20 protein-coding genes are annotated in these 19,116 nt (G+C 63.3%); 3 read left to right on the forward strand and 17 right to left on the reverse strand.

Annotated features, from left to right (window positions below; genetic code table 11):
- Nucleotides 1-143 precede the first annotated feature (143 nt).
- From hemN to ccoN (CRP40_RS02870), 14 genes are all read right to left on the reverse strand, one after another.
- Nucleotides 144-1,526 carry an oxygen-independent coproporphyrinogen III oxidase gene (hemN, locus tag CRP40_RS02800; protein ID WP_027916016.1) on the reverse strand — a complete coding sequence of 461 codons (1,383 nt, stop codon included), beginning with the start codon at nucleotides 1,524-1,526 and terminating at the stop codon, nucleotides 144-146.
- Nucleotides 1,527-1,703: 177 nt separating this feature from the next.
- Complete coding sequence (locus CRP40_RS02805; protein WP_027916017.1) at nucleotides 1,704-2,387, reverse strand: sulfite exporter TauE/SafE family protein; 684 nt, start codon at nucleotides 2,385-2,387, stop codon at nucleotides 1,704-1,706.
- Complete coding sequence (ccoS, locus tag CRP40_RS02810; protein ID WP_027916018.1) at nucleotides 2,380-2,592, reverse strand: cbb3-type cytochrome oxidase assembly protein CcoS; 213 nt, start codon at nucleotides 2,590-2,592, stop codon at nucleotides 2,380-2,382. The genes CRP40_RS02805 and ccoS overlap by 8 nt, the downstream gene beginning before the upstream one ends.
- A complete protein-coding gene (locus CRP40_RS02815) occupies nucleotides 2,574-5,045 on the reverse strand; it encodes a heavy metal translocating P-type ATPase (RefSeq protein ID WP_027916019.1) in 2,472 nt (823 codons plus the stop codon). The genes ccoS and CRP40_RS02815 overlap by 19 nt, the downstream gene beginning before the upstream one ends.
- A 37-nt stretch (nucleotides 5,046-5,082) precedes the next feature.
- Nucleotides 5,083-5,607: a FixH family protein gene (locus CRP40_RS02820; RefSeq protein WP_027916020.1), complete on the reverse strand. Its 525-nt coding sequence runs from the start codon at nucleotides 5,605-5,607 to the stop codon at nucleotides 5,083-5,085.
- A gap of 14 nt (nucleotides 5,608-5,621) precedes the next feature.
- Complete coding sequence (gene ccoG / locus CRP40_RS02825; RefSeq protein WP_027916021.1) at nucleotides 5,622-7,037, reverse strand: cytochrome c oxidase accessory protein CcoG; 1,416 nt, start codon at nucleotides 7,035-7,037, stop codon at nucleotides 5,622-5,624.
- 475 nt (nucleotides 7,038-7,512) lie between these two features.
- The gene (ccoP, locus tag CRP40_RS02830; protein ID WP_027916022.1) at nucleotides 7,513-8,493 is read right to left on the reverse strand and encodes a cytochrome-c oxidase, cbb3-type subunit III; all 981 of its coding nucleotides are present in this window, start codon (nucleotides 8,491-8,493) and stop codon (nucleotides 7,513-7,515) included.
- A complete protein-coding gene (locus tag CRP40_RS02835) occupies nucleotides 8,490-8,687 on the reverse strand; it encodes a CcoQ/FixQ family Cbb3-type cytochrome c oxidase assembly chaperone (RefSeq protein ID WP_023535942.1) in 198 nt (65 codons plus the stop codon). Before CRP40_RS02835 ends, ccoP (CRP40_RS02830) begins: the two co-directional genes overlap by 4 nt.
- A 5-nt stretch (nucleotides 8,688-8,692) precedes the next feature.
- Complete coding sequence (ccoO, locus tag CRP40_RS02840) at nucleotides 8,693-9,301, reverse strand: cytochrome-c oxidase, cbb3-type subunit II (protein ID WP_023535925.1); 609 nt, start codon at nucleotides 9,299-9,301, stop codon at nucleotides 8,693-8,695.
- Complete coding sequence (gene ccoN, locus CRP40_RS02845; RefSeq protein ID WP_027916023.1) at nucleotides 9,301-10,743, reverse strand: cytochrome-c oxidase, cbb3-type subunit I; 1,443 nt, start codon at nucleotides 10,741-10,743, stop codon at nucleotides 9,301-9,303. Before ccoN (CRP40_RS02845) ends, ccoO (CRP40_RS02840) begins: the two co-directional genes overlap by 1 nt.
- 366 nt (nucleotides 10,744-11,109) lie before the next feature.
- On the reverse strand, nucleotides 11,110-12,051 hold the full coding sequence (ccoP, locus tag CRP40_RS02855; RefSeq protein ID WP_027916024.1) for a cytochrome-c oxidase, cbb3-type subunit III: 942 nt from the start codon (nucleotides 12,049-12,051) through the stop codon (nucleotides 11,110-11,112).
- The gene (locus CRP40_RS02860; protein WP_027916025.1) at nucleotides 12,048-12,251 is read right to left on the reverse strand and encodes a cbb3-type cytochrome c oxidase subunit 3; all 204 of its coding nucleotides are present in this window, start codon (nucleotides 12,249-12,251) and stop codon (nucleotides 12,048-12,050) included. Before CRP40_RS02860 ends, ccoP (CRP40_RS02855) begins: the two co-directional genes overlap by 4 nt.
- Nucleotides 12,252-12,256: 5 nt before the next feature.
- Nucleotides 12,257-12,865: a cytochrome-c oxidase, cbb3-type subunit II gene (gene ccoO, locus CRP40_RS02865; protein WP_023535920.1), complete on the reverse strand. Its 609-nt coding sequence runs from the start codon at nucleotides 12,863-12,865 to the stop codon at nucleotides 12,257-12,259.
- Nucleotides 12,866-12,878: 13 nt separating this feature from the next.
- The gene (gene ccoN / locus CRP40_RS02870; protein WP_027916026.1) at nucleotides 12,879-14,303 is read right to left on the reverse strand and encodes a cytochrome-c oxidase, cbb3-type subunit I; all 1,425 of its coding nucleotides are present in this window, start codon (nucleotides 14,301-14,303) and stop codon (nucleotides 12,879-12,881) included.
- 49 nt (nucleotides 14,304-14,352) lie between these two features.
- Here ccoN (CRP40_RS02870) and CRP40_RS02875 point away from each other — a divergent pair, with 49 nt between their 5' ends.
- Nucleotides 14,353-15,048: an alpha/beta fold hydrolase gene (locus CRP40_RS02875; RefSeq protein ID WP_027916027.1), complete on the forward strand. Its 696-nt coding sequence runs from the start codon at nucleotides 14,353-14,355 to the stop codon at nucleotides 15,046-15,048.
- Nucleotides 15,049-15,119: 71 nt separating this feature from the next.
- Here the strand turns inward: CRP40_RS02875 and CRP40_RS02880 are convergent, their stop codons facing one another.
- Entirely contained in the window at nucleotides 15,120-15,404 is a 285-nt protein-coding gene (locus CRP40_RS02880; protein ID WP_027916028.1) for a pyrimidine/purine nucleoside phosphorylase, read from the reverse strand.
- 90 nt (nucleotides 15,405-15,494) lie between these two features.
- The gene (locus tag CRP40_RS02885; protein ID WP_023535887.1) at nucleotides 15,495-16,040 is read right to left on the reverse strand and encodes an exonuclease domain-containing protein; all 546 of its coding nucleotides are present in this window, start codon (nucleotides 16,038-16,040) and stop codon (nucleotides 15,495-15,497) included.
- A gap of 171 nt (nucleotides 16,041-16,211) precedes the next feature.
- Here CRP40_RS02885 and CRP40_RS02890 point away from each other — a divergent pair, with 171 nt between their 5' ends.
- Entirely contained in the window at nucleotides 16,212-17,012 is an 801-nt protein-coding gene (locus tag CRP40_RS02890) for a transporter substrate-binding domain-containing protein (RefSeq protein WP_027916029.1), read from the forward strand.
- An 87-nt stretch (nucleotides 17,013-17,099) separates the two neighbouring features.
- Nucleotides 17,100-18,113, forward strand: coding sequence for a GNAT family N-acetyltransferase (locus CRP40_RS02895; RefSeq protein WP_027916030.1), 1,014 nt, complete (start codon nucleotides 17,100-17,102; stop codon nucleotides 18,111-18,113).
- Nucleotides 18,114-18,267: 154 nt separating this feature from the next.
- Here CRP40_RS02895 and CRP40_RS02900 read toward each other — a convergent pair whose 3' ends face one another.
- Entirely contained in the window at nucleotides 18,268-18,789 is a 522-nt protein-coding gene (locus CRP40_RS02900) for an RNA polymerase factor sigma-70 (RefSeq protein WP_027916031.1), read from the reverse strand.
- Between the last annotated feature and the right edge of the window lie 327 nt (nucleotides 18,790-19,116).

Genomic DNA, 19,116 nt, shown 5'->3' on the forward strand with positions numbered 1-19,116 from the left:
GTAAGGGTAACCCACGACATAGGGTGTAGGCCAGTGGCCGCGACCAGTAGGCTGGCTTGCCACGCCCGGCTGCGCATCACCCGATGGCCTGTGTGCCAGCAGCCGCATGGCCAGGACGCATGGAGTGCGGCCAAATGCCTCGCTCAGATCACACGGGAGAACCGTTGGCGATTGTGCAGGGCCAGGTAGGCATCGAAGACCATGCACACCGAACGGGCCAGCAGTCGCCCGGCCGGTAGAATCCGAATGCCCTTGTCGTCCAGGCGAATCAGGCCATCGCGCTGCAAGGTCAAGAGCTCCGGCCACAGGTCATTGAAATAGCCACGAAAATCGATGGCGAATGCCTGTTCGATCGACTCGAAGTCCAGCTCGAAATGGCAGATCAGCTGTTGGATGACCGCCCGGCGCAGACGGTCGTCGGGGGTGCACAGCAGGCCGCGCTGGGTGGCGAGCTGGGCGTTGGACAGGCTGTCCTGGTAGGTGGTGAGGTCGCTGCTGTTCTGGCAGTACAAATCGCCGATTTGGCTGATCGCCGACACGCCCAGGCCGATCAGGTCGCAGTGCCCATGAGTGGTGTAGCCCTGGAAGTTACGCTGGAGCGTGCCTTCCTCCTGGGCAATGGCCAGTTCGTCATCGGGCAAGGCAAAGTGGTCCATGCCGATGTAGCGGTAGCCGGCAGCGGTCAATTGCTCGATGGTGGCGTGCAACATGTCCAGTTTGGCCGCTGCACTGGGCAGCTCCCCGGCTTCGATGCGCCGTTGCGGCATGAACCGTTCGGGCAGGTGGGCGTAGTTGAAGACTGACAGGCGATCGGGCTGCAGGCGGATCACTTCTTCAACGGTGCGTGCGAACCCTTCGGGCGTCTGGCGCGGCAGCCCGTAGATCAGGTCCAGGTTCACCGAGCGAAACTGCAGGGTGCGAGCCGCCTCGATCAAGGTGCGCGTCTGCTCCAGGCTCTGCAGACGGTTGACGGCACGCTGCACGGCCGGGTCCAGGTCCTGCACGCCGAGGCTGACGCGGTTGAAGCCCAGCTCACGCAGCAGGCCCATGGTCGACCAGTCCGCCTCGCGCGGGTCGATTTCGATGCCGTAATCGCCCGAATCGTCATCGAGCAGGCTGAAGTGCTGGCGCAGCGTGGCCATCAGCTGACGCAGCTCTACATGGCTCAGGAAGGTCGGGGTGCCGCCGCCGAAGTGCAGCTGCTCCACACGTTGCCTGCTGTCCATGTGGCAGGCCACCAGCTGGATTTCCTGTTCCAGGCGTTGCAGGTAGGGGGCAGCGCGTGCCCGGTCCTTGGTGATGACCTTGTTGCATGCGCAGTAGTAGCAGATGTTGGCGCAGAACGGCACATGCACGTACAGCGACAGCGGGCGCACGGCCCGCCGGCTTTCGCGCAGGGCGTGCAGCAGGTCGAACGAGCCCACTTCGCTGTGCAGTTGCACGGCGGTTGGGTAGGAGGTGTAGCGTGGCCCGGCCAGATCGTAGCGGCGGATCAGGTCGGTGTCCCAACGTAGGTCGTCGAGCATGAGGGTGGTCCCCGGAAAGAGCAGCAATGTTCCGGAGTCTAGGGATGTCTGTAGGAATCTGTGTTGATTTGTATCAAGCGCTAAACGGCCTGAGGGCGCTAGGTCTAGCTCAAGCGATGCGCGGTGGGTACGGCCGGTTACTGGCCATAAGCCATACGCTGCGCCGCCTGGCTCGCCTCAGTGGCCCATCAGCCAGTGTTGATGAGGGCCGGGCAGTGTCCATACGCCGAACAGCACCACGAGCATGCCGCCGGCCACCCGCACGCTGCGTTGTCTCAACAACCTGTTTACCCGCTCGGCCGCCAACCCGGTGGCCAGCAGCACGGGCCAGGTCCCGAGCCCGAATGCCGCCATCAGGGCTGCACTGTGCAATGCATTGCCTTGGCTGGCGGCCCACAGCAAGGTGCTGTACACCAATCCGCACGGCAGCCAGCCCCACAAGGCGCCCAGCAGCAGTGCCCGAGGCAGGCTCGAGACCGGAAGCAGGCGTGACGCCACCGGCTGGATGTGCCGCCACAGCCCGCGACCCATGGCTTCGATGCGGGTCAGTCCGCTCCACCAACCGGCCAGGTACAGGCCCATGGCGATCAGCAGCAAGGCGGCCATGATGCGCAAAACAAGCACGGCAGGGCTGTTGGCCACCGCCCAGCCCGCCATGCCGAGCATCAGGCCCGCGGCCGTGTAGCTGAGCACACGCCCGACGTTGTAAGCCACCAGCAGCCGCAATCGACGGCCGCGCTGCGCCGGGGGTATGGCCAGAGTCAGGGCGCCCATCAGGCCGCCGCACATGCCCATGCAGTGACCGCCTCCGAGCAGGCCGAGCACCAGCGCGGAGCCCAGTAGGGGTAGCAAGTCAGCCACGATCCGGGGGCTCGGAAGGGTTATCAGGCGTTTGTTCGGGCGTGACGGCGGCTTGGTGACGGGGATCCTGATCGTCGAAGAGAATGCTGTGAGCGGGGCTTTCCAGGTCGTCGTACTGGCCGCTGTCCACCGCCCAGAAGAAGATGTAGACGGCCACGCCGACCAGCAGCAGCGCTGCGGGAATCATCACATAGAGGGCGGGCATGGCAGGTTCCTCGCAGGGGTAGGTGCTGACGCGGCCAGGGCAGGCGCCGCAGCAGGCATTCGGGTCAGGCGCAGGGCGTTGAGCACTACCACCAGTGAACTGACCGACATGCCGACCGCTGCCCACACCGGGGTGATCCAGCCAAGGGCCGCGAACGGTAACATGAGGCCATTGTACAGGCTGGCCCACAGCAGGTTCTCGATGATGATGCGCCGCGTGCGCCGCGCCAGCGAGGCCGTCTGCACCAGCGCCTGAAGCCGGTTGGAAAGCAGCACCGCGTCGGCGCAGGTCTTGGCCAGGTCAGTGGCACTGCCCATGGCGATGCTGATGTCTGCCGCCGCCAGCACCGGCACGTCATTGACCCCGTCCCCCAGCATCAGCACCTTGTGCCCGGCCTCTTGCAGGGCCTTGAGCCGCGCTAGCTTGTCATCGGGCCTAAGGCCGCCGGCGGCCTCGTCGATGCCCAGTTGCGCGGCCACCTCGCCGACCATCGGCGAGCTGTCTCCGGACAACAGCAGCGTACGCCAGCCAAACGCCTTGCAGGCCGCGAGCAGGGCAGGGGCGTCTTCACGCAGGCGATCGTCCAGCCCGAACCAGGCCAGCGGCCCGCGGCGGTCGCCCAGCAGCAGCCACTGTCCCCGTGGCTCGGGTATCGCCGGCGGCGGGGTGCCGCTCAAGGCGCAGACGAAGCTTGCCTGGCCGATGCGCAGGCGTTGGCCTTCAACCTCACCCTCAAGGCCCAGCCCGGGCACGGCCAGCACACCATCGGCCGGCGTGGCCACTTGGCCGAAGGCCCGTGCGATGGGATGCTCGGAGCGGTTTTCCAGGGCCGCGGCCCAGGCCAGGCAAGTGTCGGCCGTCGCATGGCCCAGCGGCCTGATGCTGCGCAAGGTCAGGCGCCCTTCGGTCAGCGTGCCGGTCTTGTCGAAAATCACCGTGTCGATCTGATTCAGGCCCTCCAGCACATGACCGCGTGTAACCAGCAGGCCCAGCTTGTGCAACGTGCCTGTCGCGGCCGTCAACGCGGTCGGGGTGGCCAGCGACAGCGCGCAGGGGCAAGTCGCAACCAGCATGGCGAGCACAATCCAGAACGCCCGTTGCGGCTCCATCTGCCACCACCACACGCCAATCGCGGCGGCCGCGAGCAGTGAGCACAACAGGAACACCTGGGAGGCGCGGTCGGCAATCTGGGCCAGGCGTGGCTTTTCGGTCTGGGCACGTTCGAGCAAGCGGACGATGGCAGACAACCGCGAATCCTGGCCCAGGGCTTGCACCTGCACCTGCAGGGCGCTTTCCACGTTCAGCGTGCCACCTGTGACCCGATCACCCTCCTGGCGAGGTTGGGGCAGGTATTCGCCGGTCAGCAGCGACTCATCGACACTCGAGCGCCCTTGCACGATGCGACCGTCAGCCGGGATCACCGACCCCGGCAGCACCTGCACGCTGTCCCCGCAACGCAGTTCACTGAGCAGGATGCGCTCGCTGCGGCCCTGGGCATCGACACGCAGACAGGATGCCGGCAACAGGTTGACCAGTTGCGCAGTCGCGGCGGCCGTGCGTTCGCGGGCGCGCCGTTCCAGGTAGCGCCCGGTCAGGAGGAACAGGGCGAACATGCCGACAGTGTCGAAATACAGCTCGCCGCTACCGGTGACAGCCGTCCAGATCCCGGCACCGAACGCCAGGGCGATGGCCAGCGAGACGGACAGGTCCATGGTCAGGTGGCGGGTGCGCAGGTCACGCGCTGCGCCCTTGAAAAAGGGCGCGCAGCTGTAGAAGACGATGGGAATGGTGAGGAACAGGGCCACCCAGCGCAGGATAGTGTGCAGCTCGGCGGACAGGTCCATGTTGAATTCCGGCCAGGTGGCCATGGTTGCCATCATCGCCTGGAACCACAGCAATCCTGCGACCCCCAGCCTGCGCAACGCACTGCGGTTTTCCCGGTTCAACTGCTCGGCCGCCTGGTCCGGCTGATAGGGGTGGGCGGCGTAGCCAATCCGGCGCAGCGCCGCCAGCACCTGCGACAGCGGCAATTGCCGATCATCCCAGCTCAGCAGCAGCCGATGATTGGACAGGTTCAAGCGCGCCTCGGCCACCCCCGGCAGGTTGCGCAGGTGCTTGTCGATCAGCCAGCCGCAGGCGGCGCAACTGACGCCCTCGACCAGCAGCGTGGTTTCGGCCAGTTCGCCCTCGTGCCGCACGAATCGCTGCTGCACATCGCTGCGGTCGTACAGCGCCAACTCGTCTTGCAACTGCCGGGGCAGGGCTTGCGGGTTGGCGCTGTTGTCGCTGCGGTGCTGGTAGTAGTGCTCGAGGCCCCCGGCCACGATCGACTCGGCCACAGCCTGGCAGCCTGGGCAGCAGAAGGCTCGGGGCTGCCCCAGGACCACGGCGGTGAACCCGCGACTGGCGGGAACGGGCAGTGCGCAGTGGTAGCAGAGGATGGGTTGGGTCATCGCATCATTGCCTTGCACAAGTCGATCGCGAGCGCGATCAAAGGTGTTGAGCGCCTTGTAGCGCCTCGTCACCCAACTCCAGGGTCACGCCATGCTCGACCTTCTCTTCTTCGAACAGGCGCCACACCTGATCGCCTTCGCTGCCCAGCAGCTCGACGAAGCGCCGGCCATTGACCTTGTCTTCCAGCTGGCCGACATAGCGCCCCTGCTCGACACGGCTCAGCAGCACCCGGCGGTCCATGGCCGGCTGGGTAGGGGAGATAAGGTTCAGCTCCAGCGTCTGCGGGTCACTGCTACCGGTCAGGCGCACATCTACCTCACCGGTCAGGTCGTCCAGGTGGACGCTGGCCTTGAGCGCCAGTTGCTGAGCCAGCAGCTCCCTGTCCAGGGAGCGGTTGATGCCCTTGCCGGCCTCGTAGTAGTTGTCGTTCACCAGATTGTCCGGGTTGCGCACGGCGATGCTGACCATGGTCAGGCTCAGGCACACCGAGGTGGTCAGGATGCCGATGATGATCCAGGGCCAGAGGTGCTTGTACCAGGGGCTGGCGGCGGTGGCAGGCATGGTGTTCATCCTTCTTAGCGAATCTGCGGGCCGATGAAACGGCTCTTGGCTTCAACCTGGGCGTCGCTGTCATCGGCGCTCTTGAGGATGAAGGTGATTTCGTTGGTGGTCGAGGGAAGTTTTTCCGGGGCCACCGACAGTTGCACGGGCAGGCTGACGATGTCGCCGGCGGCCACGCGGATTTCCCGTTGGCCATCGAGCATCAGGTCGGGCAGGCCGGTGGCATCGAGCACGTAGACGTGGTCGCGCTGGTCCTTGTTCATGACCTTGAGGCTATACACGTTTTCGATGCGCCCCTGCGCATTCTCCCGGTACAGGACGCGGTCCTTGCTCACGTCCAGGCCTACCAGCGAGCGGGTGGCAAAGGCGCTGGCCAGGGCGATGATCATGACCAGCAGCACCACGGCGTAGCCGATCAGGCGAGGGCGCAGCAGGTGGGTCTTCTGCCCGGACAGGTTGTGCTCGGTGGTATAGCTGATCAGCCCTCTGGGGTAGTGCATCTTGTCCATGATGCTGTCGCAGGCGTCGATGCACGCGGCGCAGCCGATGCACTCGATCTGCAGACCATCGCGGATGTCGATGCCCGTGGGGCACACCTGCACGCACAGGGTGCAGTCGACGCAATCGCCCAGGCCCTTGGCCTTGTAGTCCACGTCTTTTTTACGCGGCCCACGGGTCTCGCCACGGCGCGGGTCGTAGGACACGATCAGTGTGTCCTTGTCGAACATCACGCTCTGGAAGCGCGCGTAGGGGCACATGTACACGCACACCTGCTCGCGCAACCAGCCGGCGTTGCCATAGGTGGCCAGGGTGAAGAAACCGACCCAGAAGTAGGCCCAGCCGTCTGCCTGGCCCGTGAAGAACTCGACCACCAGCTCGCGGATGGGGGCGAAATAGCCGACGAAGGTCATGCCGGTGACGAAGCCGATCAGCAGCCACAGGCTGTGCTTGGCGAACTTGCGGGCGAACTTGTTGGCGCTCATGGGCGCCTTGTCCAACTTCATTCGCTGATTGCGATCACCTTCGGTGACCTTCTCGCACCACATGTAGATCCACGTCCACACGCTTTGCGGGCAGGTATAGCCGCACCAGACCCGGCCTGCGAACACGGTGATGAAGAACAGGCCGAAGGCCGCCACGATCAGAATGCCCGACAGCAGGATGAAGTCCTGGGGCCAGATGGTCGCGCCGAAGATGTAGAACTTGCGCTCTGGCAGGTTCCACCACACGGCCTGGTGCCCGCCCCAGTTCAGCCAGACGGTACCGAAGTACAGCAAGAACAAGACCGCACCACCTACCATGCGCAAGCGCCTGAACAGGCCGGTGAAGGCACGTGTGTAGATTTTTTCGCGCGAGGCGTAGAGGTCGACGGAATCCTTTCCTGTCTTGGCAGGCGGGGTTACATCATGTACCGGTATATGCTTGCTCATCATCATGTCCCACGGCAGTGGAGAAATGCCGCGGCCAGTGCATGCCGGCCGCAGTCTCGCGCAATCTGCTAGGCCCTGTGTGAAAAGCCTTGATACTCGGTGATGCTGCGTTGAAAACAGCCTGGATCGCCAGCCCGGTCGGAATGCTCATTTACAACATGTAAACTCCGCTTCCTCGGCTGTTTTCGCCTTGCCTGACCTTCGTCTCAAGACTCTTCACACAGAGCCTAGCGCTGCGCGGCCATGATACGCCCCTGGCAGACGTTCAGACCGAGGTGCGACCTTTGGCCGCATTGGGTTGATCTTGTGAAACGTGATATGGGAAGTGTCAATTGATCCAGGTCAGCCGGTGACGCATTTGTTGCCCGCCTGTTGGAACAACCCGGTTGCGCAGCGGGTCAGCGCAACCGGGTTACGCACCCGGTTGCTGGGCTTACGTCTGGCCTGGCTGCCAGCAGCCCACCCCCAAACTTCCTCACTCGGCTTTCTCGCCTGCCTCCGGCGAGTGCGAAAGGCTGTACACATAAGCAGCCAGCAAATGCACCCGGTCGTTGCCCTGCAACTGTGCCTGGGCCGGCATCTGCCCCTGGCGGCCGTAGCGGATGGTCTGCTGCAACTGTGCAAAGCTCGACCCATAGATGAACGCCTGGGGGTGCGTGAGATTCGGAGCGCCCATGGCCGGGGTGCCCTTACCCTCCGGCCCGTGGCAGGCCACGCAGCTGCTGGCGAAGATCACCTTGCCCTTGGCCGGATCGGCATTGATGCCCTCCGGCAGACGGCGACCGTCCAGGTTGGTGAGCACGAAGGCGGCCACATCGGCCACGCCCTGTTCGCCCAGCACCTCTGCCCACGCCGGCATGACCCCGTGGCGCCCGTTCATGATCGAGGCTTTTATGGTTTCCGGCTCGCCGCCCCAGCGCCAGTCGTTGTCGGTCAGGTTGGGGAAACCGTAGGCACCCTTGGCATCGGAACCGTGACATACCGAGCAGTTGGAGGCGAACAGGCGACCGCCCATCTTCAGCGCTTGTGGGTCCTTGGCCACCTCTTCGATGGGCATGGCCGCGAACTTGGCGAAGATCGGCCCGAACCGGGCGTCGGCCTTGGCCATTTCCTTCTCCCATTCGTGTACACCGCTCCAGCCGGCCTGGCCGTCCGAGAACTCGGCCTGCTTGTCGTTATCCAGGTAAGCGTAGCCGGGCAGGATGCCTTTCCAGTTGCCCAGGCCCGGGTACAGGGCCAGGTAGCCCAGGGCGAAGACAATGGTGCCGACGAACAGCCAGAACCACCACTTGGGCAGCGGGTTGTCGTACTCCTCGATACCGTCGAACGCATGGCCGACGGTTTCGCTGGTGGTCTCCTCGCGTTGACCCTTGCGGGTAGACAGCAGCAGCCAGGTCAGGGCGAGGATGGTGCCCAGGGTCAGAACGGTGACGTACACACTCCAGAACGTTGTCATTGTTTTTTGCTCCCGGATGCCTTTTCTTGTGCGTGCTCGACGTGTTGGCGGGCCTGGGGGTCATCGGCAAAGGGGAGTTGGGTCGCTTCGTCGAAGTCTTTCTTGCGCCGCGGGCTGAACACCCACAGCGCCAGGCCGATGAAGGCCACCAGCACCACCACGGTGCCCAGGCCGCGAATCATTCCGATATCCATCGCCGTCACCGTTTGCTCTTGATGAGGGTGCCAAGGCCTTGCAGGTACGCCACCAGGGCGTCCATTTCGGTCTTGCCCTTGACCGCATCCCGAGCGCCGGCGATGTCGGCATCGGTGTAGGGCACCCCGAGGGTGCGCAGCACCTGGAGCTTGCGGGCGGTGTCCTTGCCATCGAGGGTGTTTTCCACCAGCCATGGGTAGGCCGGCATCTTCGATTCCGGCACCACGTTGCGCGGGTTGTACAGGTGGGCGCGGTGCCAGTCATCGGAATAGCGCCCACCGACCCGGGCCAGGTCCGGGCCGGTGCGCTTCGAACCCCACAGGAACGGGTGGTCCCAGACGCTTTCGCCGGCGACCGAGTAATGGCCGTAGCGCTCGGTCTCTGCCCGGAATGGGCGGATCATCTGCGAATGACAACCCACGCACCCTTCGCGGATGTAGATGTCCCGGCCTTCCAACTCCAGTGCGGTGCGCGGTTTCATGCCTTCGACCGGCTGATTGGTCACGTCCTGGAAGAACAACGGGACGATCTGGGTGAGCCCGCCGATGCTGACGGCGATCACCATGAAGAAGGCCAGCAGGCCGATGTTCTTCTCTACGGCTTCGTGCTTCATCAGTGCGCTCCCACGACAGCGATCTTGGCGGCTTCTTCAGCCTCCACCGGGTTGGCCGCGCGCACGGTGCGCAACACGTTATAGGCCATCAGCAACATGCCGCTGGCGAAGAACGCGCCGCCCAGCGCGCGAACGATGTAGCCCGGATGGCTGGCCTGCAGGGCTTCGACGAACGAGTAGGTAAGGGTGCCGTCGTCGTTGACGGCGCGCCACATCAGGCCTTGGGTGATGCCGTTGACCCACATCGAGGCGATGTACAACACGGTGCCGATGGTCGCCAGCCAGAAGTGGGCATTGATCAGGCCGATGCTGTGCATCTGCTCACGCCCGTACAGGCGCGGGATCATGTGGTACACGGCGCCGATGGAGATCATCGCGACCCAGCCCAGGGCCCCGGCATGCACATGGCCGATGGTCCAGTCGGTGTAGTGCGACAGCGAGTTCACCGTCTTGATGGCCATCATCGGCCCTTCGAAGGTGGACATGCCGTAGAAGGCCAGCGACACCACCAGAAAGCGCAAGATCGGGTCGGTGCGCAGTTTGTGCCAGGCACCGGAGAGGGTCATCATGCCGTTGATCATGCCACCCCAGCTTGGGGCCAGCAGGATGATCGACATCACCATGCCCAGCGACTGCGCCCAGTCGGGGAGGGCGGTGTAGTGCAGGTGGTGCGGGCCGGCCCAGATGTACAGGGTGATCAGCGCCCAGAAATGCACGATGGACAGGCGGTACGAATAGATCGGCCGCTCGGCCTGCTTGGGCACGAAGTAGTACATCATGCCCAGGAAGCCCGTGGTCAGGAAGAAACCGACGGCGTTGTGGCCGTACCACCACTGGATCATGGCATCGGTCGCGCCCGAATAGGCCGAGTACGACTTGAACAGGCTGACCGGCAACGAAATGTGGTTGACGATGTGCAGCATCGCAGTGACCACGATGAAAGCCCCATAGAACCAGTTGCCGACATAGATGTGCTTGGTCTTGCGCTTGACGATGGTGCCGAAGAACACCGCGCCGTAGGCGACCCAGACAATGGTCAGCAGAATTGCCAACGGCCATTCCAGTTCGGCGTATTCCTTGGTGGTGGTGTAGCCCATGGGCAACGTGACCAGGGCGCCGACGATCACGGCCTGCCAACCCCAGAAGGTGAAGGCCGCCAGGCGATCGGAGATCAGCCTGGCCTGGCAGGTGCGCTGCACCACGTAGTAGCTGGTGCCGAACAGTGCACAGCCGCCAAAGGCGAAGATCACCAGGTTGGTGTGCAGTGGGCGCAGGCGGCCGAAGCTGGTCCAGGGCAGGTCCAGGTTGAGCTCAGGCCACACGAGCTGCGAGGCGATGAAGACGCCCAGGCCCATGCCGATGATCCCCCAGACCACCGTCATGATGGCGAACTGGCGGACGACCTTGTAGTTATAAGCAGTCGAACTGATTGCAGTGCTCATTCTCAGGTTCCACGGTTTTATGTTCTTGTTGGTCGAAATCGGCATCAGTATCGGAAACCCCCTGGGTTACCGCAACGCAACTTTGGTACGCCGACCCGTGTCCAGCCCTGTTCGACAGTGGCACGCAGTGAACGGGGGATGCCATGGATTGTACACAAATAAATATTTGTAATGTGTACCGTTTCTCGGTTTTTTCTGATCGAACGGTCAGGCTTTTTCGGACGGTCAGAAAGTGGGCCTCAAGGCATCGCGAGAACGTGCATTGAGGAGGCGTGGGATGCGCAAGCGGCTGGGGTGCTGGACGCTCACAAATGAAAAGCGCCGCTAGAGCGGCGCTGTGGGGCGGGGAAGAAGACGAAGAGCGGGTTACTTGACCGTCACGCCTTGGGCTGCGTCGCCCTGGGAGAGGCTGTAGACGTAGGCCGCCAGCAAGTGCACTTTGTCATTGCCCTGGATCTCGGCCTGCGCGGGCATCTGGCCCTGGCGACCATAACGAATGGTCTGTTGCAACTGGGCGAAGCTCGATCCATAGATGAACGCCTGCGGATGGGTCAGGTCCGGCGCACCCATGGCAGGGGTGCCCTTGCCCTCAGGCCCGTGGCAGGCCACGCAGTTGCTCGCGAACAGCGCTTTGCCCTTGACCGGGTCGGCCTTGACGCCTTCGGGCAGCTTGCGCCCATCGAGGTTGGTCAGCACGAACGCCGCCACATCCGATACGCCCTGTTCACCGATCACCTCGGCCCAGGCCGGCATCACGCCGTGACGGCCGTTCATGATCGACGCCTTGATCGTTTCAGGCTCACCGCCCCAGCGCCAGTCGTGGTCGGTCAGGTTGGGAAAGCCATAGGCGCCCTTGGCATCGGAACCATGGCAAACCGAGCAGTTGGAGGCAAACAGGCGGCTGCCCATCTTCAGTGCTTGCGGATCCTTGGCTACTTCTTCCACCGGCATGGCGGCGTACTTGGCGAAGATCGGGCCGAACTTGGCATCGGCCTTGTCCATCTCCTTCTGCCATTCATTGACACCGGTCCAGCCATCTTCATAACCGGGCAGGATGCCTTTCCAGTTACCGAGGCCCGGATACAGCACAAGGTAGCCAGCGCTGAAGACCAAGGTGCCGACGAACAACCAGAACCACCACTTGGGCAGCGGGTTGTCGTATTCCTCGATGCCATCGAAGCTGTGCCCCATGGTCTGGTCGGTCGTGCTGTTGCTCTGCCCTTTGCGGGTGCCGAGCAACAGCCAGGTCAGGCCGATCAGGCTGCCGATGGTCAGTACGCTGATGTAGGTACTCCAGAAGGCGGTCATTGTGCTTTGCTCCTCGCAGCTGCACGGGTTTCAGGTGCCTGCTCGACAGGAGGCAGGCGGTCGTCGACGAAGGGCAGCAGGCGCGCTTCGGCGAAGTCCTGGTCGCGGCGCCGGTTGAATACCCACAGGCTCAGGCCGATGAAGGCGATCAACACCACCAGGGTGCCCAGGCCGCGGATCATGCCGATGTCCATTTCCATCGCATTCACCTCTTGTTCTTGATCGAGGTGCCCAGCACCTGCAGGTAGGCGACCAGGGCGTCCATTTCGGTTTTGTTCTTCACCGCCTCGCGCGCGCCGGCAATGTCTTCGTCGGTGTAAGGCACGCCCAGGGTGCGCAGCACGCGCATCTTGGTGTCGGTGTGGCTGTTGTCGACCTGGTCGGCCACCAGCCACGGATACGACGGCATCTTCGACTCCGGCACCACGTTGCGCGGGTTATACAGGTGCGCGCGGTGCCAGTCGTCCGAGTAGCGCCCGCCGACTCGGGCCAGGTCTGGCCCGGTGCGCTTGGAGCCCCACAGGAACGGGTGGTCCCACACGCTTTCGCCGGCAACCGAATAATGACCGTAGCGCTCGGTTTCGGCGCGGAACGGGCGGATCATCTGCGAGTGGCAGCCTACGCAGCCTTCGCGGATGTAGATGTCACGGCCTTCGAGTTGCAGCGCGGTGTAGGGCTTCATGCCCTCGACCGGCGTATTGGTCACGTCCTGGAAGAACAACGGGACGATCTGGGTAAGGCCGCCGATGCTGACGGCGAAGACCATCAGCAAGGCCAGCAGGCCGACGTTTTTCTCGATGACTTCATGTTTCATCAGGCAGGTCTCCTCAAGCCAGCTGGGCGTTCGCAGGGACGGTATCCAGCGCTGGCGAACGTACGGTGCGCCAGGTGTTCCAAGCCATCAGGAACATGCCGCTGAGGAAGATCGCGCCACCGACGAAGCGCACGACGAAGCCTGGGTGGCTGGCCACCAGGGTTTCGACGAACGAGTAGGTGAGCGTGCCGTCGCTGTTGACTGCGCGCCACATCAGGCCCTGGGCGATACCGTTGACCCACATTGAGGCGATGTAGAGCACGGTGCCGATGGTGGCCAGCCAGAAATGCGCGTTGATCAGCCCGATGCTGTACATGCGCTCCTTGCCGAAGACCTTGGGGATGGTGTGGTACAGGGCGCCGATGGAGATCATCGCTACCCAGCCCAGGGCGCCGGCATGCACGTGGCCAATGGTCCAGTCGGTATAGTGGGACAAGGCGTTGACGGTCTTGATGGCCATCATCGGGCCTTCGAAGGTGGACATCCCGTAGAACGCCAGGGAGACCACCAAGAAGCGCAGGATGGGATCGCTGCGCAGTTTGTGCCAGGCGCCGGACAGGGTCATCATGCCGTTGATCATGCCGCCCCAGCTCGGTGCCAGCAGCACCAGCGACATCACCATGCCCAGCGATTGGGCCCAGTCGGGCAGGGCGGTGTAGTGCAGGTGGTGAGGGCCTGCCCAGATGTACAAAGTGATCAGTGCCCAGAAGTGCACGATCGACAAGCGATAGGAATACACCGGGCGTTCGGCTTGTTTGGGCACGTAGTAGTACATCATGCCCAGGAAGCCTGCGGTCAGGAAGAAGCCCACGGCGTTATGGCCATACCACCACTGCACCATGGCATCGGTGGCCCCGGCGTAGACCGAGTAGGACTTGGTCAGGCTGACAGGCAGTTCCAGGTTGTTGACGATGTGCAGCATCGCCACGGTCAGGATGAAACCGCCGAAGAACCAGTTGCCCACATAGATGTGCTTGGTATTGCGTTTGATCAGAGTGCCGAAGAACACCACGGCATACGCCACCCACACGATGGTGATCAGGATGTCGATCGGCCATTCCAGTTCGGCGTATTCCTTGGAGCTGGTGTAACCCAGCGGCAGGCTGATGGCAGCCAGCAGAATCACCAGTTGCCAGCCCCAGAAGGTGAACGCGGCCAGGCGTGGCGCGAACAGGGTGGTCTGGCAGGTGCGTTGCACCGAATAATAGGAGGTGGCGAACAGCGCACAGCCGCCAAATGCGAAAATCACCGCATTGGTATGCAGTGGGCGCAGGCGGCCGAAGCTGGTCCAAGGGAGATCGAGGTTCAGGAAAGGCCAGGCAAGCTGGGCGGCGATGAAGACGCCGAGCCCCATCCCGACGATTCCCCACACCACCGTCATGATGGCGAATTGGCGGACCACCTTGTAGTTATAGGCGGTACTGCTGGTTGTGTTCATGTATGGGTTCCCATCCACGGTTATTGGCAGGCTATAGAGCGAGGCAAGCATGAGTAATGGGCAAAATGCCTGCATTGACGGGGATCAATGGGCCAAGGTCGGAAATGTCCCAGGCTTGCGCTGCACACCTGAACACTGGGTGTACGGTGAGCCGTATCGGACCTGCCTGATCCTTGCCCATGGCGCCGGGGCGCCGATGGACAGCGAGTTCATGGAGCAGATGGCGCAAAGGCTTGCAGCACGTGGGGTAGCCGTGGTGCGCTTTGAGTTCCCGTACATGGCCCAGCGTCGGCAAGGCGGCAGCAGAAGGCCACCCAATCCGCAGCCGGCCTTGCTGCAATGCTGGCGCGAGGTGTACCAACACGTGCGACCTTTGGTCGCGGGTAAATTGGCGATTGGGGGCAAGTCGATGGGCGGGCGCATGGCCAGCCTGGTAGCGGACGAGTTGGGGGCCGATGCGCTAGTGTGCCTGGGCTATCCGTTCTATGCAGCAGGCAAGCCGGAAAAGCCACGGGTCGAACACCTGGCCGGGTTGCAGACCCCGACCCTGATCGTTCAGGGTGAGCGCGATGCCTTGGGCAATCGGGAGGCGGTTGAGCGGTACGCCTTGTCACCTGCAATCGAGGTGCAGTGGCTGGCGACGGGCGATCATGACCTAAAGCCCCTGAGGGCTTCCGGGTTCAGTCATGAACAGCACTTGCAGGCAGCGGCCGACAAGGTGGCGCGCTTTCTGGATGGGCAATGACGATGCGCGGTGGCAAACCCCGGGTTCATCAAGGGCATGCGGCCGAGTGAGGCACTCGGCCTGGGGCAGGCTTAGTCGCGGTACTCGCACAGGTAAGCCGTATCGACCTTGACTTGCAACTGGAACTTGCTGTCGGCCGGCACGTTGAACTGGGTGCCAGTCGCGAAGGTTTCCCAAGCATCGCTGCCCGGCAGCTTCACGGCCAGCTCGCCCGAGACCACGTGCATGATTTCACGCTTGGCCGTGCCGAACTCGTATTCACCAGGGGCCATCACACCGACGGTGGCCGGGCCTTCTTCGCCAGTGAAAGCGATCGACTTGACGGTGCCGTTGAAGTACTCGTTGACCTTGAACATGGGCGACTCCAGTAACAGAAGAGGGCAAAAAGGCTGGCCAGTATGCCCAAGGCCACTGGCGCCGTCATCCGCTTTGACAGGCGCCGCCCATCAACCGCTTGGCAGGCTCAACGGCAGCAGGCGCGCGGTGTTGCGCGCGTCTTCCAAGGCCCTGTGCTGTTGGCCGCAAAAGTGCATGCCGGCCATGTGCAGGGCACTGTTGAGCCCCGTCGGACGCTGCAGGTGGCGGGCCTTGGCAAAACGCTGCTTGAGGTTGATGTGCGGCAGTGCCCGCAGCGCGCTGTCCAGGCCATGTTGCCGCCATTCCTGGAGCAATTGCACACGGTCGTAGTCGCCCCAACTCACCCAGGCCTGCAACTGCGCCTGATGGTGCGCCAGCCACCGTTCGAAACTGGGCCACACCTCGGTGAAGGGGGCCGCCGAGTCCACGTTCGCCTGGCTGATGTGGGTCAGCTCGCGGCAGAATGGCGTCAACTGAGGCCGCCTGCGTGGCCGCACGAAGCGCTGGAAATGATCGACCTCGCGGCCTTGGCCAGTTACCAGGCTCGCGCCGATTTCAATCACTTCCATGTCTGCGACCGGCCATCCGCCGTCGTCTGTCGTCGCTTCCAGGTCGATCACCAACCAATGGCCCATATCAGGCTCCCTTCCAGGTCATGCTAGAGCGTAGCCAAAGTCCCGCCTCCCGACACCCCCTGGCATTTTGCCGCCTGCTTTGGCATAAAGGGCGCGACCCGGTGGTTGTGCCGGGTCCGGAAAGCGCCTAGCGTAAGCGGATCCCGTTCTTGCATGTGATGAGTGTTCGTTTTGACCCTAGCGCCCGGCCTCAAGGTCCTGTCCGCACTGTTTATTTCTGCCGCCTGTTGGTTGGCGCCGTCGGCACGGGCGGTCGAGCGGGTGGAAGTCAGGGTCGGGGCTGCTCACTTCCCGCCGTACACCGTGCGTCCCGAGCAAGGTGCGGGCACCGGTCTGCTGACGCAGTTGATCGACGCGTTGAACCTGTCGCAACCCCGTTATCGCTTCGTGCTGGTGCCCACCTCGGTGCAACGACGCTTTGGCGATCTGCTGCAAGGCCGTACCGACATGGCAGTGTTCGAGAACCCGCAATGGGGTTGGGCGCACGTGCCGCACGAGGCGGTGGACATGGGCCTTGAAGACGCCGAAGTGTTCGTAGGGCGTACCAGCAGCCTGGCCGACCCGCACTATGTCGATGACCTGCAGGGCAAGCGCCTGGCCATGTTCAACGGCTACCACTATGCCTTCGCAGGGTTCAACCCCGACCCCACCTACCTGCGCAAGGCCTTCAACGCCACCTTGACCTATTCCCACGACAGCAACCTGCTCATGGTGCAGGCCGGTCGCGCCGACATCGCACTGGTGACCCGCTCGTACCTCACCGATTTTCTGGCCCGTAACCCCTCCAGCCAGGGCCGGCTGGCGGCATCGGGGCGTATCGATCAGGTCTACCATCACTATGCCGTGCTGCGCGCAGGTGGGCCGTTGTCAGCCACCGCGTTTGCCGGGTTGCTGCAGGCGCTGCGCGAGAAGGGCGAGCTGGCGCGCATCTTCGAACCCTACGGGATCACGGTCACTGCCGGGCGCCCGTAATCCCCCCTCAAGGGCAGCAGCTAAATCCGGGGGAGGTGGCATCGTCTTGCAGAGTGAGCCTTTCTTTCACGTCACCGAGTATCGCCCATGCCCTCAGATGCCGCTTTGCCGACACCCTACACACCACGCTGGCGCAGCCTGAGCGCCGAGCAGCGCGACGGTTTTCTGTGCCTGTCGCTCGAAGCTCGACCCTTGATCGCCCTGCGGGTGCACACCCAAGGCACTCCAGTCGTGCAGGTGGAATGGGTCTGCTCGCAGCGACCCTACCAGGCGCTGTGGGCGGCGTGCTATTGGCTGTTGTCCCAGGACCTCACCTGCCAGACGTTGACTTGGCAGCTGCATGAAGTGCCCGCCCAAGCGCTGGCCTCTGGCTTGCTGGTGAGCAGCGAGCAACCGGGGCAGTACCTGTGCCAGCGGGCATTGTTCTGGCAGTTGCCTCAGCCGTGGCTGGGTGAAGTGCAGGCCGCGGTGTATCCGCAACAGATGCGCATCAGCGCGGGCAAACGCCACCCGTTGCGAGCGCCCAAGCCGCGAGGCGAAGTGTACCGGCGCTTCGATGCGCGGCTGGGCAGCTGGGTATCGCTGCGCACCCTGGAAATCGAGCACGATCTTGAGCGCTTCAACCGCTGGCAGAACGAGCCGCGGGTAGAGGCGTTCTGGCAGGAAGGGGGTAGCCTGGCGCAGCACCGCGAGTACCTGGCCAAGCTAGAAGCGGCCCCTCATACCCTCACGCTGATCGGTTGCTTCGATGATCAGCCGTTTGCCTACTTCGAAGCCTATTGGGCCAAGGAAGACCGCATCGCCCCGTTCTATCAGGCCGACGATTATGACCGTGGCATCCACATGCTGGTAGGCGAACAGCAACACCGCGGCCCCCACAAGGTCGCCAGCTGGCTCTGCGCGCTGGTGCACTACCTGTTCCTGGATGACCCGCGCACCCAGCGCGTTGTCGCCGAGCCACGTGCCGACAATGCGCGGATGATCGGCTACATGCAGGATCAGTGCTTTCACTGCGACAAAGTGTTCGACTTCCCGCACAAGCGGGCTGCGCTGATGATTCTGGGGCGGGAGCGTTTTTTCGATCGGTGCACGCTGGTTTAAGGAGGGTATTGACGGAGGTTCGACAACTACCCGGTATCGCACTTCAAACCAGTGATTTTGCGGATGCGCACCGGCTGGGTAGGCGCGGCCTTGCCGGTCCGGCGCCCCGGCCAGGCCGCTCTACACGGGTCATCCGTCCCCCTTCGCGCCGTGCCTAGCGCGTCATCTTCCGGCAATGCACCATCGCATCGCGAATCATGAAGTTGACCAGGGTAGGGGAGACGCCCAGTTCCTTGGCGATGTCTTTCTGCGGCACACCATGCAGGCGGTACATTTCGAACGCATACCGCGTGCGTGGCGGCAGGTCGTTCAGTGCGCGGGCGATGTCGTCGAGGGCCGCAAGGTTGATGTGGGTAGCTTCGGGCGAGGCGTTCTGCAGGACGACGTTCAGCCCTTCTTCCTCGCTGCCGGAGTATTTCAACTCCATCGCCTGCTTGCGGTAGTGGTCGATGGCCAGGTTGCGCACGATCTGGAACAGGTAGCTCAGCTGCGCCTTGAACGAAGAGGTGATCTGCGGGGCGCTGCCGAGCCTGAAGAAGGCGTCCTGCACCACATCTTCGGCCCGCGAGCGGCAGCCGGTGATGCGGGCGGCAATCTTGAGCAAGATGCTGCGGTTTTCTACGAACGCTTGGAGCAGTGGTGAATCGCACTTACTTGTGGACAGTTGTTCCGCCATGGAAATCACCTGGAAGCATAGGGTAAAGAGCGCGTTGATTTGTAGGACGCGTCCTGGGACGAGCGACAAGCTATTCAGAATGATAATGATTGTCAAATACGAAACTAAATTAGTATCTGTATCTTTCAGTTCTAAGTCGCGCCCGACTCGCGTGCGTACCCGCCGCATGGCGCCACGCATCACGCGGCGCCTGGTTAACGCGTACGCCCGTCTTTTCTCCCACAGGCCCGCGCTTCGTTAATTTCTGCCCCCCGCCATCCGTTCCCCTCTGTACATCCCCGGCCGCTGATGCTGTCCGCCCCTGCAGGTGGCCACACCGGCCCGCCC

It is taken from the genome of Pseudomonas sp. URMO17WK12:I9 (assembly GCF_900230165.1).
Classification (GTDB): Bacteria; Pseudomonadota; Gammaproteobacteria; order Pseudomonadales; family Pseudomonadaceae; genus Aquipseudomonas; species Aquipseudomonas fulva.